We start from the raw sequence: 16,017 nt of genomic DNA on the forward strand, positions 1-16,017 counted from the left end.
GTTCACACGACCAGGGCCGTGTCTCGCAGCGCAGCGCGCCGCCATCGGCGCAAAAGTTGCGGCAGCTCACGAGCTGACAGCAATATGGTCAGGAGACCAAACTGTATCTGAAAATCCACACAGCCTGGATCAGAGCTGGCGTCGGGCGCGTCATCGAGCCAACCGCGATTCACCATGAGGGCGCCGCGGCCGATGGCGCGGCGCGGCTCGTTACCAGGAGCGCTTCATCCAGAGGTTGAGCGCCCACGCGTCGCCGCTCTGCGCATTCTCCGTATGGTCGACGCTGGAGTAGGAGCTGTCGAACATCAGATCGAGCCCCTTGACGGGGGTGTAGCCGGTCGAGAAGACCGCGCGCCAGGCATCGAAGGACGAACTGCCATACCATTGGCCGCTGCCGTCGAACGAAGCATAGCCGCCGCTGACGGCTGACCAGATCTGGGGCGACCAGACATGCTTGTAGGAGGCGAGGGCGCTCCAGCTATTGCCGGGTATCGCCTCCGCCGTGGTGCCGAGCAGTGCACTGCTGAGGCCCGCAACCGACGTGCCGCCGGCAATGCCGGTGAAGGAATTGGCGTTGTCGCCATAGGCGGCGGAGGCGAAGAAGCGATCGCCCGGCGAAATGCCGTCGAGCTTGACCTCGACGCCGCCGCCGACCGCCCAGCCGGACTGTCCACTATAGACGAAGGGGTCGGCTGTGGTGCCCGCGCCGACGCGGTCAACCGCATGATTGACGTAGGCGCCGGCAATCTTGGCGTTGACGAGGCCGGAGCTGTAGGTCGCCGCGGCGACGATGTCGGGAATGTTGTCCTGGCCGCCATAGCCGATCGCGCCCGGCGTCGCCTCGACCGAGCCGGCCGCGCCGCGATCGCGCTGGTCCTCGATCGAGAGGGCGAGGCCAAATCCGTTCGCCGCATAGGTGAACTGGATGTGATCGGTGGTCGTGTCGGAGCCGAATGCGCCGGTATCGGTGTAGCCGCGGCCGAAATCGAACAGCGAGGTGAAGTAGCCCGCCTTGACGGGGCCGAGCTCCAGATAGGCGCTGTCCACATAGGCCGTATTGCTGGTCGAATTGACGACCTGCGCCAATGATTCCTCGAACCCGCCCGAATTGCCCGTCTGGGCGCGAACATCGATGAAGCCGACCAGATTGCCATATTCGGTGGCCGTGGCGGCCGTCAGCTGGATCGAGGCTTCGGTATAGAAATTGTCCCAGCGCGAATTGGGATATTGCTCGTTGTAGAAGCCGAAATCCGTATCGCCGAACGATGTGCCGAACTCGACATAGCCGCCGATCTTGATGCAGCTGTCCGTGCCCGGCGAATAATAGAAGCCCGAGCCGAACGTGCTGCAGACCTTCACATAATCGACCGGTTCGGCGACCGTCAGATCAGCTGCCTGTGCGCCGCCGGCCGCGACAATGGCGGCGATGGAGCCGAGGAGGAGCGATCTGAGGTTCATGCTGGAACTCCGATAAATACGCCGGTCAACAGGGTCGGGATGGCGGACACCATCCCATTTTCGCGACCAAACTGAGGCGTCCATGCCGGTCAGCCGCCCGCGCGCAGCCTCACGATCGCGACGGCCACCACCTGATATAGGCGCGCTATCCGCGATGACGAGGCGGTGGCTTGCGGAAAAAAACGGAGATTGATCGCGCGTCTGGCGAGAGCGGCGCTATGCGCCGTCGAGATGAGAGCGGACGGCGCTGAACACCGCGCGGAACATCTCGGGCGTCAGCACGCCCGTATTCGTATTGTATCGGGAGCAGTGATAGCTGTCGAAAAGCGTGAGGGACCCGATGCGGTGCTGGCCGCCATGGGTGAACTTGTACCGCGACATCCGTTCGCCGAGGGCCACGACGACGGAATCATGCGCGATCTTGCCGAGCGCGACGATGGCTTCCAGCCGTGGCATGGCGGCGATCGTCGGGGTCAGGAAGGTCCGGCAGGTGCGGATCTCTTCTGTCGTCGGCTTGTTCTCGGGCGGGACGCAGCGCACGGCATTGGCGATCGCCGCATCGACGAGTTGCAGCGTGTCGTCGATCCGGGCTTCGAAGTGCCCCGTCGCGAAACCGAACGCGATCAGCGTTTCATAGAGCAGGTCGCCGGCATAGTCGCCGGTGAACGGCCTTCCGGTGCGGTTGGCGCCGCGCAGGCCGGGCGCCAGCCCGATGATCAGCAGGCGGCCGTCAGCGGTGCCGAATGACGGCACCGGCGCGTTGTGCCAGCCGGGCTCGCGTTGGCGCCACAGATCGCGGAAAGCCACGAGCCGAGGACAAAGCGGACAATCCCGGCCGGGACCGACCTTCAAGAGCGACACCATTATGTTCCGCGCGCCGCTCAGGCGTCTTCGTCGAAATCGTCGTCGAAGCCGACCGTCGCGTGCTGGCGTTCCGCGGTGCGGGGAACACGTTCGGACGGATCGCGCCCGATCTTCTGCTGCAGCGTGGAGAGCTCGATGAAATGGTCCGCCTGGCGGCGCAACTCGTCGGCGATCATTGGCGGCTGGGTCGCAAGCGTCGAAATGACGGTGACCTTGCGGCCCTTGCGCTGCACGGCTTCGACCAGCGAGCGGAAATCGCCATCACCGGAGAACAGGACGATATGATCGATATGCTCGGCCATCTCCATCACGTCGACGGCGAGCTCGATATCCATATTGCCCTTGATCTTGCGCCGCCCGGAAGCGTCGTAGAACTCCTTGGTCGGCTTGGTGATGACCGTGTAACCATTATAGTCAAGCCAGTCGATCAGCGGGCGGATCGACGAGTATTCCTGATCTTCCGACAGGGCCGTGTAGTAATACGACCGCAGAAGATAGCCCTTATTCTGGAATTCGCTCAACAATTTGCGGTAGTCTATATCGAAATTGAGAGACTTTGCCGCAGCATAAAGGTTGGCGCCATCAATGAAGAGGGCGATTTTCTCCCGGGCGTCGAACATTCTTCTTATCCATTGTTTCTTGATTTAAATATTCAGGCAATCAACGCTAAGCGTGTCGAGTCGAGGTGATCAACTTTGAATAAATATAGAGCGAAGGGGGCGCCGGCAAACCATTCGGCAAGAGTCTTTTAAAAATGGTGAATCGTGCCCCCCGGCACGGTGATAATAGGTGCGAACGACAAAAGCTTGCAATCCTTGGCCTGCGCACCTATTCATTCGCGCTTGACACCCAGGAATTTTCGATAGGAGACCCCATGGCGCGCGTAACCGTGGAAGATTGCGTCGACAAGGTCGAGAACCGTTTCGAGCTCGTGCTGCTGGCCGGTCACCGCGCCCGCATGATTGCGAGCGGTTCGGCTTTGACCGTGCCGCGTGACAATGACAAGAATCCCGTCGTCGCCCTGCGCGAGATCGCCGAGGAGACTGTCGCTCCGGACGATCTCAAGGAAGACCTGATTCACTCGCTGCAGAAATATGTCGAGGTCGACGAGCCCGAGCAGGACATTGCGCTTCTGGCCTCCGGCGACGACGACGCTCCGGAAGACAATGCGATCGCCTTCGATCGCATGTCGGAAGAGGACCTGCTGCGCGGCCTCGAGAGCATGGTTCCGCCCGACAAGCAGGACGATTTCTAAGGCGCGATTTGTCTCGGGCAGGCGGTTCTGCTTGTCGTTTCGAAATGATCGCTATCCTATATTGAGGATGCACTCGGCCGGGGCTCGTCCCGGCCGCTTTGTTTGCCCTTGGAATTCGCGCCATGATGCGCCAGTACGAACTTCTCGAACGCGTCCAGCGGTATAATCCGCAGGCCGACGAGGGGCTTTTGAATAAGGCGTATGTCTATGCCATGCAGAAGCATGGCAGTCAGCGGCGTGCCAATGGCGATCCCTATTTCTCCCATCCGCTCGAAGTCGCAGCGATCCTCACGGAGCTGAAGCTCGACGATTCGACCATCGCCGTCGCGCTGCTGCACGACACGATCGAGGACACGGACGCGACGCGCGCCGAAATCGACGTGATGTTCGGCGAGGATATCGGCCGCCTCGTCGAAGGCCTGACGAAGATCAAGCGCCTCGATCTCGTCTCGAAGAAGGCTCAGCAGGCCGAGAATTTCCGCAAGCTCCTGCTCGCGATCTCCGAGGATGTCCGCGTCCTTCTCGTCAAACTCGCCGACCGCCTGCACAATATGCGCACGCTCCAGTTCATGCCGGAGAACAAGCGCGGGCGGATCGCCGAGGAGACGCTGGAGATCTATGCGCCGCTCGCCGGCCGCATGGGCATGCACGACATGCGCGAGGAGCTCGAAGAGCTCGCCTTCGCCGTCGTCAATCCCGAGGCGCATGGCGCGGTCACCACCCGTCTCGCCGAGATCCGCATCCGCAACCAGGGGCTCATCGCGGAGATCGAGAAGGATCTGAGCGAGAAGCTCGAAAAGAACGGTATCAAGGCCAAGGTCTATGGCCGCGAGAAGCGGCCCTATTCGATCTTCCGCAAGATGGAACGCAAGGCGATCTCCTTCGAGCAACTGTCCGACATTATTGGTTTCCGCGTGCTGGTCGACACGACGGGCGATTGCTATGCGGCGCTCGGTATAGTCCATACGACCTGGCCGACGGTGCCCGGCCGCTTCAAGGACTATATCTCGACGCCGAAGCAGAACGATTACCGCTCGATCCACACCACGGTGGTCGGTCCCGGGCGGCAGCGCGCCGAGCTTCAGATCCGCACCCACGACATGAACGCGGTCGCCGAATACGGTATCGCCGCCCATGCGCTCTACAAGGACAAGGGCAACGGCAATCTCTCCGATGAAAGCCGCGCCTACACCTGGCTGCGGCGTACCGTCGAGATGCTGGCCGAGGGCGACACGCCGGAAGAATTCCTCGAGAACACCAAGCTCGAGCTGTTCCACGACCAGGTCTTCTGCTTCACGCCGAAGGGGCGGCTGATTGCGCTGCCGCGTGGCGCGACGCCGATCGATTTCGCCTATGCGGTTCATACCGACATTGGCGACACCTGCGTCGGCTGCAAGCTCAATGGCCGCATGATGCCACTCACCACGGAGCTCAAGAACGGCGACGAGGTCGAGATCGTCTGTGCCAAGGGGCAGGTGCCGCCTTCGGCCTGGGAATCGATCGCGGTGACCGGCAAGGCGCGCGCCTCGATCCGCCGCGCGGCGCGGGCGGCGATCCGCAAGCAATATGCCGGTCTTGGCCGCAAGATCGTCGAGCGGGCCTTTGAGCGCGCGGGACGCGAGTTCTCCGAGGATCGGCTGAAGGCCGCCCTGCCGCGGCTCGCCCAGCAGAACATCGAGGACATGCTCGCCTCGGTCGGCCGGGGCGAAATCCCCTCGGCCAATGTGTTGAAGGCCGTCTATCCCGACCACAAGGAAGAACGCGCCGCCCCGCCGAAGACCGGTGGCAACGGGGCCGTCGAGGCCGGCTGGTTCGGCCTCAAGAAGGGCAGCGGCATGATGTTCCGCGTGCCGAGTGGTGATCCGGCGGATGCGAGCCATGCGATCCCGATCCGCGGCCTGCATGGCGACATGCCGGTGCGCTTCGGTGACGAGGGCGGCGCGGTTCCGGGAGACCGGATCGTCGGCATCATGTCGCCGGGCGAGGGCATCACGATCTATCCGATCCAGTCGCCGAACCTGAAGGATTTCGACGACGAGCCGGACCGCTGGCTCGACGTGCGCTGGGATATCGACGCGGCCAACCGCGAACGCTTCCCCGCGCGCATCGAGGTCGTGGCGATCAACGAGCCGGGAACGCTCGCCCAGATCGCCCAGGTGATCGCGGATAATGACGGCAATATCTCCAATCTTCGCATCGTGAAGAGCGCCCCCGATTTTTCGGAGATGGCGATCGATCTCGAAGTATGGGACTTGAAGCATCTCAATCGGCTCTTGAGCGATCTGCGCGAGCGACACGTCGTCAGCTCCGCCAATCGCGTCAATGGCTGACAGCCAGCAAGCGGAACCAGAATCTCATGAATCAGACCGAAGTCCTTGAAGTGTTCAGGCAATCGGGTGCTCTGCTCGAAGGGCACTTCATCCTGTCCTCCGGTTTGCGCAGCCCTGTCTTCCTGCAGAAGGCGCGGGTCTTCATGTATCCGGACAGGACCGAGCGGCTCTGTAAGGCGCTGGCCGAGAAGGTGCGCGCGAGTGGCGTCGCGTTCGATCTCGTCGTCTCGCCGGCATTGGGCGGCCTCATTCCGGGCTATGAGACGGCGCGTCATCTCGGCGTGCCGGCCATGTGGGTCGAGCGGGAGGGCGGCGTCTTCCGCCTGCGCCGTTTCGAGCTTCCGGCCAATGCCCGTGTCCTCGTGGTGGAGGACATCATCTCGACCGGGCTTTCGAGCCGCGAGACGATCGAGGCGCTCAAGGAGTTAGGCGCAACCGTGGTGGCCGTCGCCTGCCTGATCGACCGGTCCGCCGGCGAGGCCGATGTCGGCGTGCCGGTGATCGCGCTCGCCGATTACAAAGTTCCCGCCTATCCGGCCGACCAGCTTCCGCCGGAATTGGCGGCCATTCCTCCGGTCAAGCCAGGCAGCCGCAATTTAGCCTGACAAAGGACGGATTGGTTCTTACCGCGTCATGTTGTTTCGTCGTCGACAGCCCCTGCGACTTCACCAGAAGCTGACCCACTTCATGTGGCCGAAGCGGGGGTGGAAGCGTGCGTTCCGATATTATTCGAAGCGCCTGCTGCGCATGCCCGGCACGCCGCATACGATCGCGATCGGCTTTGCCACGGGCGTCGGCCTGTCGATGACGCCCTTCATCGGCTTTCACTACATTCTCTCGATCGTGGTCGCCTTCCTCATTCGCGGCAATGTTCTGGCGGCCGTGCTCGGAACCTCGATCGGCAATCCGCTGACCTTCCCGGTCATCTGGCTCGCCACCTTCGAGACCGGCAATTTCATCCTCGGCCTGTTCGGGCGCGCCCAGACGGATCCCAATTTCGACAAGCTCTCGCACCGCCTGTTGAGCCAGTCCTTCCACCATATCTGGCCGATCATCGAGCCGATGCTGATCGGCTCGATCCCGATCGGGCTGGCATTGGGTGCGATTTCCTACATCCTGATCTATCTTGCAGCGCGCAGCTTCCAGTCGTCGCGGCGTGAGCGCTTCGCTGTCCGTCGGCGCGAACTGCACGGGCTTCATTCCTGAGCGCGATCACGGGAGAGCAGCATGATCCGTTCCGACAAGCTTCGTCTCGGCGTCAACATCGATCATGTCGCGACGATCCGGAATGCGCGCGGCGGCGATCTGCCCGATCCGCTGCGGGCAGCCGAAATGGCGGCCGCCGCCGGAGCTGACGGCATCACGGCGCATCTGCGCGAGGATCGTCGCCATATTGGTGACCGCGACATTGAGCGCCTGCGCGCCGAGATCGCCTTGCCGCTCAATTTCGAGATGGCCGCCACGCGTGAGATGGTCGCGATCGCGCTGCGCCATCGTCCGCACGCCGCCTGCATCGTGCCGGAGCGGCGGGAGGAGCGGACAACGGAAGGCGGGCTCGATGCCGCAGGGCAGTTCGACCATCTCGCCCCCATGGTGCGCGAGCTCGGCGCGGCCGGCATCCGTGTCTCGCTCTTCATCGCGGCCGAACACGCCCAGCTCGACGCCGCGGCTGCGCTCGGCGCGCCGGTGGTCGAACTGCATACCGGCACCTATTGCGAGGCGTTTTTCTCCGGCGCTGATGCCTTCGAGCACGAACGCCGGCGCATTGCCGAGGCGGCTGCTTATGGCGCCAGCCTCGGGCTCGAAATCCATGCCGGCCATGGCCTCAGCTACGACACTGTGAAGCCGATCGCGGCGATCCCGCAAATACGCGAGCTGAATATCGGGCATTTCCTGATCGGCGAGGCGATTTTTGTCGGTCTCGACAACGCCATCCGCGAGATGCGCCGCCTGATGGACCTGGCGCGCCAGCCGATCTTGGACGCGACAACCTCATGATCATCGGGCTCGGCAGCGATCTGATCGATATCAGGCGAATCGAAAAGACGCTCGAGCGGCATGGCGCGCGATTCGTCGAGCGCGTCTTCACCGAGGTCGAACGGCAGAAGTCCGATCGCCGCAATCAGCGTGCGGCGTCCTATGCCAAGCGATTCGCGGCCAAGGAGGCCTGCGCCAAGGCGCTCGGAACCGGACTGAACCATGGAGTGTTCTGGCGCGACATGGGCGTCGTGAACCTGCCGAGCGGCAAGCCGACCATGCTTCTGACCGGCGGAGCCGCAGAACAACTGGCCCGAATGCTGCCAGCCGGCCATCGCGCGGCAATCCATTTGACGATTACCGACGATTATCCGCTCGCACAAGCGTTCGTGATCATAGAAGCCTTGCCGATCGAGGCCTAAGACGACTGCATGAGCCGGCGTATCGACGCGGCGGCCGATGGCCGTCGCGCGTTGCGTGGTCAATTGAGACTCTATATGAACCTAGCGCCGCGACGCAGCGGCATGATTGAGCAGATCGGAAGGAACGCATGAGCGTGGCGGGCGACAAGTACAAGGCCGAGCGCGGCGGCATCGGCGAGACGCTCAAGATCGTCGTTCAGGCGCTTCTCCTCGCGCTGATCGTTCGGACACTCCTCTTCCAGCCGTTCAATATTCCGTCCGGATCGATGAAATCGACTTTGCTGGTCGGCGATTATCTCTTCGTCTCGAAATACGCCTATGGCTACAGCAAGTACTCGCTGCCCTTCGCGCCCGACCTGTTCGAGGGGCGGATCTGGGCGACCCCGCCGACGCGCGGCGACGTGGCCGTGTTCAAGCTGCCGCGCGACCCGTCGGTCGACTATATCAAGCGCGTGATCGGGCTGCCCGGCGACAAGATCCAGATGATCGACGGCGTGCTGCAGATCAACGGCGTCGCCGTGCCGAAGGAGAAGATCGACGATTACGTGACGACCGACGAGTTCGGCGCGGAGACGCATGTCGCCCGCTACAAGGAAACGCTGCCGAACGGCGTCAGCTACACCGTGCTCGACCTCGATCCGCACAGCTTCTCCGATGATACGCCGGTCTATGAAGTGCCGCCGGATCACTACTTCATGATGGGCGACAATCGCGACAACTCGACCGACAGCCGCGTGCTCGGCGCGGTCGGCTACGTTCCGTTCGAAAATTTCGTCGGGCGCGCGGAGATCATCTTCTTCTCCGTCAAGGAGGGTGAGCGACCCTGGCAGTTCTGGATGTGGCCCTGGACGGTGCGGTTCGACCGCCTCTTCAAGATCATCTGATCGCGCATCATGACGGACGCGCTGCAGCCCCTCGAAGATCGACTCGGACACAAGTTCAAGACGCGCGGCCACCTTGTTAGGGCCCTGACCCATGCGAGCGCGGTGGCCGAAGACCATCTGACGCCGAGCGAGAGCTATCAGAGGCTCGAATTCCTCGGTGACCGCGTGCTGGCGCTGGTGATCGCGGACATGCTCATCGACGCCTTCCCCAATGCCGAGGAGGGCGAACTGGCCCGCCGGCTGACGGGGCTGGTCCGCAATGAAAGCTGCGCCGAAGTCGCGGTGGAGATCGGGCTCGGCAATTGGATTCGCCTTGGTGGCGGCGAGGTGCAGTCCGGCGGCAGGCGCAAGGCGGCCATTCTCGGCGATGTCTGCGAGGCGGTGATCGGGGCGCTCTTCGTCGATGGCGGCTTGCCGGTCGCGCAGCGCTTCATCGAGGATAATTGGCGCAAGCGGATGTTGAACTGGACTGGTCCGCTCCGCGACGCCAAGACGACATTGCAGGAATGGGTGCAGGGCAGGGGCCTCTCGACGCCCAAATATGAGATCGTCGAGCGCAGCGGCCCTGATCACGCGCCGCATTTCGTAGTAGAAGTAAGGGTCGAGGGGATGATGTCCGTGACGGGCACAGGCCGCTCGAAGCGCGAGGCAGAGCAAAAGGCGGCATCCGCCGTGCTGCTCGCCGAGGGCGTATGGAGACAGGAAACACATGCCGACTGATGAAACGCCGCCTCGTGATCCCTCGGCGCCCGACGCGTCGACACGATGCGGTTTCGTCGCGCTGATCGGCGCGCCGAACGCCGGCAAATCGACGCTCCTCAACCAGCTGGTCGGAACGAAGATCTCGATCGTCACCCACAAGGTGCAGACGACGCGGGCGATCATGCGCGGCATCGCGCTCGATGGCGCCTCGCAGATCATCTTCGTCGACACGCCGGGCATATTCCAGCCCAAGAAGCGGCTGGACCGGGCCATGGTGGATACCGCCTGGGGCGGCGCCAAGGATGCCGACATGGTGGCGGTGCTGGTCGACGCCGAGCGCGGCCTCAAGGGCGAGACGGCGCAGGTGCTCGACAAGGTCGCCGCGATCCGGCAGCCCAAGATCCTCGTCATCAACAAGATCGACGCGGTCAAGCGCGACACGCTGCTCGAACTGGCCCAGAGGGCCAATGAGACGGCCAAGTTCGACCAGACCTTCATGATCTCGGCGCTGAACGGCGACGGCTGCAAGGATCTGATGGCCTATCTCGCCGCCAAGGTGCCGCCGGGGCCGTGGCTCTATCCGGAAGACCAGGTGTCCGACCTGCCCCTGCGCGCGCTCGCAGCCGAGATCACGCGCGAGAAGCTCTTCCTGCGCCTACATGACGAACTGCCCTATGCCTCGCATGTCGAGACCGAGCTCTGGAAGGAGCAGGACGACGGTTCGGCCCGGATCGAGCAGACGATCTATGTCGAGCGCGAAAGCCAGAAGAAGATCGTGATCGGCCATAAGGGCCAGACGATCAAGGCGATCTCCATGGCGGCGCGGTCCGAGATCCAGGAGATGGCCGAGCGTCCGGTTCACCTGTTCCTGTTCGTGAAGGTGCGCGAGAACTGGGCCGACGATCCCGAGCGCTATCGCGAGATGGGCATCGAATTTCCCCGCTGAGCGCTCGATGCCGCTCCATCTCGGATCATGAGGCCGGCTTGCCGTAGCGGTTAAGCCCGCGCGCGCGGAGCCGGTCCAGATAGTCCTTGAGCATCTTGCCCTTTTCCGGCCTGAAGCGGTCTTCGAGGGTCTCGGCCGCATCGATGCGGTCGAGCCGGAACGTGCGGAAATCGACCCGCAATTCGCACCATGTCGTGACTGTCCAGGCATGGCCCCAGGCCTCGATGGCGAGCGGGCGGATCACGCGGCTCGAAACCTCGTCCTCGGCGAGCGTCCGATAGCCGATCCTGACCTTGCGGCCTTCCCGTATGGCGCGGCGAAATAGCCGCAAATGCTCGTTGCCGCTGGCGATCAGGCTCGGCGAATAGACATGGATCGCATCGCGCCAGAGATCGCCGCGCTTGCCATCCGGCAGGACGGCGTCGATCTTGATCAGCGCCTCGCGGGCGGCGTCGGCGAGCTCGGGATCGGCCCAGGCCTCGACGAAGCGCGCCCCCAGCGCCAGTCCCTCCAGTTCGGCCTGCGTGAAGGCGAGGGGCGGGAGCAGCAGCGTGCCGCGCAGCACATAGCCGACGCCGCGCTCGCCTTCGATCGGTACGCCGCTCAGCACCAGCGCGTCGATGTCGCGATAGATCGTGCGGACGGAGACCTCCAGCCGCTCGGCAATCTCCTGCGCCGTCCGAAGCCGTCCGCCGCGCAGGAACTGCACGATGTCGAAGAGCCGGTCGGCGCGTCGCACGGGCGCTCAGCCCGAACAGGCGACGGGATAGACGCCGCGCCGGAAGGACGGCTTGTCGATCAACGCGTAATAGGCGGCCGCGTCGGGCGTCTTCGGAATGCGGTCGGCCGCGCTGTCGGCTGACCGCCGGTCCAGCCAGTGGACGATCTCCGTCCAACTGCCATCGTCGGCCTTGGCGACGCTGCGCGCCAGGAACCCGCGCTGGGCTCGCATCGACCGCGTGGCGCGGGCGGCAGCCTGGACGAATTGCTTCTCTTCCGTTCCGCAAACGAGCGAATAGGAACAGATTTCGAGAACGTTCTGGTTCACGGCCCAGTTCATGGCCCATCCTCCTCAGCGTGGTCGCGGAGCAGGGTATAAGGATAGGCAACTGACAGCGTGGTGTCAGTTGTGTTTTCGATCCGTTCTCGTCGGATCAGGCGCTCGGCTCGTCGAAATGGGACGGCAGCTCGGAATCGAAGCCCTTGGCGGCCGCACGGCGCGAGCCGACCCAGATGTTGTGCTGGACCGGGAAGCGATCCGGCTCGTCGAGCGAGGCCAGCGTGACATCGACGCTGCCCGGGTCATCGATCGCGGTCATCATCAGCGGCGTGCCGCAATCGGCACAGAAATGACGGCGCCCGTTTGTCGATGATTCGTGGATCGTCGGCGTGCCGGCGGTCAGGTGGAACGCCTCCCTGTCGAAGGTCGCCCAGGTCAGGAACAACGCGCCGCCGGCGAGCTGGCACAAGCGGCAATGGCAATGCGTGACGATCCGCGGCGCCCCTTCGATCCGGTAGTGAATGCGGCCGCAGAGGCAGCCACCCGTGATGGGCGCCTTTGCATCATCGATGGTCATAGTGACAGTTCCACATGGACGGGGACATGGTCAGACGGCTTCTCCCAGCCGCGCACATGCTTGTCGACGCCGACGGTAACGAGGTGGTCGGTCGCCTGCGGCGAGAGCAGGAGATGATCGATGCGGATGCCGTTGTTCTTCTGGAAGGCGCCGGCCTGATAGTCCCAGAACGTGTAGAGATCGCTGGCGTCGGTCGTGGCGCGCAGGGCATCTGTGAGGCCGAGCGCCTCCAGCGCCCGCAGCGCCTTGCGGCTCTCAGGCTGATAGAGGGCGTCGTTGACCCACTGGCTGATATCCTTCGCGTCGCGCGGCTCGGGAATGACGTTGTAGTCGCCCGCCAGCACAAGCGGCTCCTCGAGCTTCAGCCTGTCGGCGGCCCAGCCTTGCAGGCGCCGCATCCAGGCGAGCTTGTAGGAGAACTTGTCGGTTCCGATCGGGTTGCCGTTCGGCAGATAGAGCGAGACGACGCGGAGCGCGCCGCTCGGTACGGAGAAGACGCCTTCGATGAAGCGGGCCTGTTCGTCGCCATCGTCGCCCGGCAGGCCACGATTGATCTCGTCGAAAGGCAGCTTGGAGAGTAGCGCCACGCCGTTGAAGCCCTTCTGGCCATGCGTGGCTACATTGTAGCCGAGGTCCTCGAAGGCGGACGTGGGGAAGCCCTCGTCGACCGTCTTGATCTCCTGCAGGCCGACAATGTCGGGCTGCGCCTCCCGGAGCCAGGCCAGCGCAGTGTCGATTCGGGCTCTGACCCCGTTGATGTTCCATGTCGCGATCTTCATGGCCGGCACACTAGCCGATCCTGAGCGACTTGCCAGCTACACGCAGCGACATGGTCCCATGCTATGGACTGAATATCCGATCTAGAATATACGCGGCTGGATCAGCGTCCGGCTGACATTGGGGAGGGTTCGAATGGCCGATGTGACCGAAGGTCCGGTTGTGCTCACGGGCGGGGCGCGACGGCTCGCGACCATCGTCGTCCTGTTCGCCTTCTTCATGGACGTGCTCGATTCCACCATCGTCAATGTGGCGATCCCGTCGATCGAGCAGTCGATCGGTGCCGATCCGGCGGCGATCCAGTGGATCATCGCCGGCTATCTGCTCGCCTTCTCGCTCTTCCTGATCACGGGCGGGCGGCTCGGCGACATCTTCGGCTACAAGCGCATGTTCCTGGTCGGCATGGCTGGCTTCACGCTGGCGTCGACGCTCTGCGGCCTGTCGTCCGGGTCGTTCATGCTGATCCTCGCGCGCCTGTTCCAGGGCGCCATGGCGGCCGTGATGGTGCCGCAGATCATGTCGACGATCCAGATTCTCTACCCCCATCCGCTCGAACGGCAGGGTGTCTCGGCCTTCTATGGCGCGCTTGCCGGCGTCGCGGCCGTGCTCGGCCCGGTGCTGGGCGCGTTCCTGATCGCCGGCGATGCGTTCGGTCTCGGCTGGCGCTCCATCTTCATGGTGAACCTGCCGGTTGGCATTGTCGCCTTTATCATGGCGGCTATCGTCCTGCCCGACACCAAATCGCCGCATCCGCTGAATGTCGACGTCTTCGGCATCCTGCTGACCATCGTGGCGCTCTTCATGCTGGTCTATCCGCTGATCGAAGGCCGCGAACTCGGCTGGCCAGCCTGGTCGATCGCGTCCATGCTGCTCTCGCTGCCGATCCTCATCTTCTTCGCTTGGACGCAGGTCGTGAAGGAGCGCGTCGGCGCTTCGCCACTCGTGGTCCCGTCCCTGTTCGGCCGGCGATCCTTCCTGGTCGGCGTCCTGCTCGCCGCCGTGTTCTTTGCGGTGCTCGCCGGCTATTTCCTGGTGCTGTCCGTCTTCATGCAGATCGGAGCCGGTTTTTCCGTCCTGGAGGCTGGTCTCACCGGCATTCCATTTTCGATCGCCGTTGCGATTACCTCGGGCATTTCGGGGCCGATGCTCGTGCCGCGCTTCGGGCGAAACGTGCTGACGACCGGCGCGCTCGGCATGGCAGTCGGAATCGGGCTGCTCTGGATCGTGGTCCACATGGTCGGCGCTGGCATCACGCCCGCGCTGATCATTCCGCCGCTGATCGTCGCCGGTATGGGCATGGGCGCCGTGGTGTCGCCGATCTTCGCCTTCGTGCTCTCCGATGTGCCGCTGCGCGACGCGGGCTCAGCATCGGGCCTCGTCAGCGCCATCCAGCAGGTTGCCGGCGCGATCGGTGTGGCGCTGGTCGGCCTGGTGTTCTTCTCGCAGATCAGGCTCGGCTCGCCGGTCGATACGGCCGGTTATGTCGTCGGCTTCCAGCATGCCGCGATTGCGGAGATCGGTGCGCTGCTCGTCGTGGCGGCGCTGACCCGCTTCCTGCCGCGCTTTCCGCGAACCGAGCGCATCGAAGCCTAGGCGGGAGATCGGGCATGAGCCGCAAGCTTTCCAATCCGCTCGCCTTGGCCGTCCTGGCCATATTGAGCGAAAAGCCAAGCCATCCCTATGACATCGCCGCCACACTGCGGCAGCGGCAGAAGGATGACAGCATCAAGCTCAATTATGGCTCGCTCTACGCGATCGTCGAATCGCTGGTGCGCCATCGCTGGATCGAGCCGCACGAAAAGGAGAAGTCCGGCAATCGCCCGGAGCGCACGGTCTATGGCCTCACGGAAGCCGGTGCGCACGAGCTTTCCGACTGGATGGGTGAGCTGATATCGCGCCCCGCCAAGGAGTTCACGCAGTTCGAGGCCGGCCTGTCGCTGATCGGCGTGCTCATCCCCGAGGAGGCGGTGGAACTGCTGAAGGAGCGTTGCCGGCTCCTGGAGATCGAGCTCAACAAAGCGGGCGCCGTCCGCAGCTATGCCCAGGGCGAGAAGCTGCCGAAGCTCTTCATGATCGAGTTCGAATATCGCAACATGCTCCACGCGGCCGAACTCGCCTGGGTGCGCGAACTGATCGAGGATATCGAGGCGGGAAGCCTCGACGGGCTCGATCTCTGGCGCAACTGGCACAAGGCCGGGCTGAGCGAAAAGGAATGGCCCGGCTCGAGCCAGTAGCGACGGGCGCTGCTACCGGGGATTGATGAACGGCCGCTGTCGTCATCGTGAAGACGGGCACCTCTTGGGGGCTCGACATGGCGCACCGGTAGCTCCTAGGCTCCGCCGCGTCATCGCAAACCATATGCGGGAGAAAGAAATGCCGGTCAGGACTTCGGAAGCGAATTGGAAGGGCGATCTCAAGCACGGCCAGGGGACTGTTCACCTCGGCAGCGGCGCCTGGGAAGGACAGTATAATTTCTCGTCCCGCTTCGAGAGCGGCAAGGGCTCCAACCCCGAGGAATTGCTGGCGGCTGCCCATGCCGGCTGCTTCTCCATGGCGCTCTCGGCCGGTCTGAGCGGGGCCGGGTTCACGGTTGAATCCATCCATACGGCGGCCAAGGTCAAGGTCGAGCTGGTCGGCGCCGGTTTCGAGATCACCGGCATCGAGCTGATCACCGAAGCCAATATTCCGGGCATCGACAAGGAAACGTTCGACAAGATCGCCGCCGCCACCAAAGAAGGCTGCCCGGTCTCCAAGGCGTTGAAGGCCGTTCCGATCCGTCTCGACGCCAAGCTGGTCTGAGCCGGCGTCCGATCTTCTCGTCCGCC

General features: G+C 63.6%; 19 protein-coding genes. 12 read left to right on the top strand and 7 right to left on the bottom strand.

Annotation, left to right across the window (positions count from 1 at the left end; translation table 11 throughout):
• Window positions 1-210: 210 nt before the first annotated feature.
• The 3 genes from QO014_RS02505 to QO014_RS02515 all read right to left on the bottom strand — a co-directional run bounded on the left by QO014_RS02505 (window position 211) and on the right by QO014_RS02515 (window position 2,942).
• Window positions 211-1,458 carry a porin gene (locus tag QO014_RS02505; protein ID WP_266347065.1) on the bottom strand — a complete coding sequence of 416 codons (1,248 nt, stop codon included), beginning with the start codon at window positions 1,456-1,458 and terminating at the stop codon, window positions 211-213.
• 216 nt (window positions 1,459-1,674) lie between these two features.
• Entirely contained in the window at window positions 1,675-2,322 is a 648-nt protein-coding gene (locus tag QO014_RS02510) for a uracil-DNA glycosylase (RefSeq protein WP_266347066.1), read from the bottom strand.
• A gap of 17 nt (window positions 2,323-2,339) precedes the next feature.
• The gene (locus QO014_RS02515) at window positions 2,340-2,942 is read right to left on the bottom strand and encodes a LabA-like NYN domain-containing protein (RefSeq protein ID WP_266347067.1); all 603 of its coding nucleotides are present in this window, start codon (window positions 2,940-2,942) and stop codon (window positions 2,340-2,342) included.
• Between the two features lie 254 nt (window positions 2,943-3,196).
• Between QO014_RS02515 and rpoZ the strand changes: the two genes are divergently transcribed.
• From rpoZ to era, 9 genes are all read left to right on the top strand, one after another.
• Window positions 3,197-3,577: a DNA-directed RNA polymerase subunit omega gene (gene rpoZ / locus QO014_RS02520; RefSeq protein ID WP_266347068.1), complete on the top strand. Its 381-nt coding sequence runs from the start codon at window positions 3,197-3,199 to the stop codon at window positions 3,575-3,577.
• Window positions 3,578-3,699: 122 nt separating this feature from the next.
• Window positions 3,700-5,907 carry a RelA/SpoT family protein gene (locus QO014_RS02525; RefSeq protein WP_266347069.1) on the top strand — a complete coding sequence of 736 codons (2,208 nt, stop codon included), beginning with the start codon at window positions 3,700-3,702 and terminating at the stop codon, window positions 5,905-5,907.
• A gap of 26 nt (window positions 5,908-5,933) precedes the next feature.
• Window positions 5,934-6,512 (top strand): orotate phosphoribosyltransferase, encoded by a 579-nt coding sequence (gene pyrE / locus QO014_RS02530; protein WP_266347070.1) that lies wholly within the window; start codon window positions 5,934-5,936, stop codon window positions 6,510-6,512.
• 82 nt (window positions 6,513-6,594) lie between these two features.
• Window positions 6,595-7,113: a DUF2062 domain-containing protein gene (locus QO014_RS02535; protein ID WP_266347071.1), complete on the top strand. Its 519-nt coding sequence runs from the start codon at window positions 6,595-6,597 to the stop codon at window positions 7,111-7,113.
• 21 nt (window positions 7,114-7,134) lie between these two features.
• A complete protein-coding gene (locus tag QO014_RS02540) occupies window positions 7,135-7,905 on the top strand; it encodes a pyridoxine 5'-phosphate synthase (protein ID WP_266347072.1) in 771 nt (256 codons plus the stop codon).
• Window positions 7,902-8,306, top strand: coding sequence for a holo-ACP synthase (gene acpS, locus QO014_RS02545; protein WP_266347073.1), 405 nt, complete (start codon window positions 7,902-7,904; stop codon window positions 8,304-8,306). Before QO014_RS02540 ends, acpS begins: the two co-directional genes overlap by 4 nt.
• Before the next feature lie 128 nt (window positions 8,307-8,434).
• On the top strand, window positions 8,435-9,190 hold the full coding sequence (gene lepB / locus QO014_RS02550) for a signal peptidase I (protein WP_266347074.1): 756 nt from the start codon (window positions 8,435-8,437) through the stop codon (window positions 9,188-9,190).
• A 9-nt stretch (window positions 9,191-9,199) separates the two neighbouring features.
• On the top strand, window positions 9,200-9,910 hold the full coding sequence (gene rnc, locus QO014_RS02555) for a ribonuclease III (protein WP_266347075.1): 711 nt from the start codon (window positions 9,200-9,202) through the stop codon (window positions 9,908-9,910).
• A complete protein-coding gene (era, locus tag QO014_RS02560; protein WP_266347076.1) occupies window positions 9,900-10,838 on the top strand; it encodes a GTPase Era in 939 nt (312 codons plus the stop codon). The genes rnc and era overlap by 11 nt, the downstream gene beginning before the upstream one ends.
• A 25-nt stretch (window positions 10,839-10,863) precedes the next feature.
• Here era and QO014_RS02565 read toward each other — a convergent pair whose 3' ends face one another.
• The 4 genes from QO014_RS02565 to xth all read right to left on the bottom strand — a co-directional run bounded on the left by QO014_RS02565 (window position 10,864) and on the right by xth (window position 13,194).
• Entirely contained in the window at window positions 10,864-11,577 is a 714-nt protein-coding gene (locus QO014_RS02565; protein ID WP_266347077.1) for a helix-turn-helix transcriptional regulator, read from the bottom strand.
• Between the two features lie 6 nt (window positions 11,578-11,583).
• Window positions 11,584-11,898, bottom strand: coding sequence for a hypothetical protein (locus tag QO014_RS02570; protein WP_266347078.1), 315 nt, complete (start codon window positions 11,896-11,898; stop codon window positions 11,584-11,586).
• A gap of 94 nt (window positions 11,899-11,992) precedes the next feature.
• Window positions 11,993-12,415: a GFA family protein gene (locus QO014_RS02575; protein WP_266347079.1), complete on the bottom strand. Its 423-nt coding sequence runs from the start codon at window positions 12,413-12,415 to the stop codon at window positions 11,993-11,995.
• Window positions 12,412-13,194 (bottom strand): exodeoxyribonuclease III, encoded by a 783-nt coding sequence (xth, locus tag QO014_RS02580; protein ID WP_266347080.1) that lies wholly within the window; start codon window positions 13,192-13,194, stop codon window positions 12,412-12,414. The genes QO014_RS02575 and xth overlap by 4 nt, the downstream gene beginning before the upstream one ends.
• A 133-nt stretch (window positions 13,195-13,327) precedes the next feature.
• Between xth and QO014_RS02585 the strand changes: the two genes are divergently transcribed.
• The 3 genes from QO014_RS02585 (at window position 13,328) to QO014_RS02595 (ending at window position 15,991) form a co-directional block, all read left to right on the top strand.
• Complete coding sequence (locus QO014_RS02585; RefSeq protein WP_266347081.1) at window positions 13,328-14,785, top strand: DHA2 family efflux MFS transporter permease subunit; 1,458 nt, start codon at window positions 13,328-13,330, stop codon at window positions 14,783-14,785.
• A 14-nt stretch (window positions 14,786-14,799) separates the two neighbouring features.
• Window positions 14,800-15,426, top strand: coding sequence for a PadR family transcriptional regulator (locus tag QO014_RS02590; protein WP_266347082.1), 627 nt, complete (start codon window positions 14,800-14,802; stop codon window positions 15,424-15,426).
• 139 nt (window positions 15,427-15,565) lie between these two features.
• Entirely contained in the window at window positions 15,566-15,991 is a 426-nt protein-coding gene (locus QO014_RS02595) for an OsmC family protein (protein ID WP_266347083.1), read from the top strand.
• The last annotated feature ends 26 nt before the right edge of the window (window positions 15,992-16,017 follow it).

The sequence above is a fragment of the Kaistia dalseonensis genome, from assembly GCF_030814715.1.
Classification (GTDB): Bacteria; Pseudomonadota; Alphaproteobacteria; order Rhizobiales; family Kaistiaceae; genus Kaistia; species Kaistia dalseonensis.

Coding starts and splice junctions, on each gene's coding strand:
- rpoZ (WP_266347068.1), top strand. CDS start 3,197: ATGGCGCGCGTAACCGTGGAAGATTGCGTCGACAAGGTCGAGAACCGT.
- QO014_RS02510 (WP_266347066.1), bottom strand. CDS start 2,322: ATGGTGTCGCTCTTGAAGGTCGGTCCCGGCCGGGATTGTCCGCTTTGT.
- QO014_RS02505 (WP_266347065.1), bottom strand. CDS start 1,458: ATGAACCTCAGATCGCTCCTCCTCGGCTCCATCGCCGCCATTGTCGCG.
- xth (WP_266347080.1), bottom strand. CDS start 13,194: ATGAAGATCGCGACATGGAACATCAACGGGGTCAGAGCCCGAATCGAC.
- QO014_RS02540 (WP_266347072.1), top strand. CDS start 7,135: ATGATCCGTTCCGACAAGCTTCGTCTCGGCGTCAACATCGATCATGTC.
- pyrE (WP_266347070.1), top strand. CDS start 5,934: ATGAATCAGACCGAAGTCCTTGAAGTGTTCAGGCAATCGGGTGCTCTG.
- QO014_RS02570 (WP_266347078.1), bottom strand. CDS start 11,898: ATGAACTGGGCCGTGAACCAGAACGTTCTCGAAATCTGTTCCTATTCG.
- QO014_RS02585 (WP_266347081.1), top strand. CDS start 13,328: ATGGCCGATGTGACCGAAGGTCCGGTTGTGCTCACGGGCGGGGCGCGA.
- QO014_RS02515 (WP_266347067.1), bottom strand. CDS start 2,942: ATGTTCGACGCCCGGGAGAAAATCGCCCTCTTCATTGATGGCGCCAAC.
- QO014_RS02590 (WP_266347082.1), top strand. CDS start 14,800: ATGAGCCGCAAGCTTTCCAATCCGCTCGCCTTGGCCGTCCTGGCCATA.
- QO014_RS02535 (WP_266347071.1), top strand. CDS start 6,595: ATGTGGCCGAAGCGGGGGTGGAAGCGTGCGTTCCGATATTATTCGAAG.
- era (WP_266347076.1), top strand. CDS start 9,900: ATGCCGACTGATGAAACGCCGCCTCGTGATCCCTCGGCGCCCGACGCG.
- QO014_RS02595 (WP_266347083.1), top strand. CDS start 15,566: ATGCCGGTCAGGACTTCGGAAGCGAATTGGAAGGGCGATCTCAAGCAC.
- QO014_RS02525 (WP_266347069.1), top strand. CDS start 3,700: ATGATGCGCCAGTACGAACTTCTCGAACGCGTCCAGCGGTATAATCCG.
- lepB (WP_266347074.1), top strand. CDS start 8,435: ATGAGCGTGGCGGGCGACAAGTACAAGGCCGAGCGCGGCGGCATCGGC.
- acpS (WP_266347073.1), top strand. CDS start 7,902: ATGATCATCGGGCTCGGCAGCGATCTGATCGATATCAGGCGAATCGAA.
- rnc (WP_266347075.1), top strand. CDS start 9,200: ATGACGGACGCGCTGCAGCCCCTCGAAGATCGACTCGGACACAAGTTC.
- QO014_RS02575 (WP_266347079.1), bottom strand. CDS start 12,415: ATGACCATCGATGATGCAAAGGCGCCCATCACGGGTGGCTGCCTCTGC.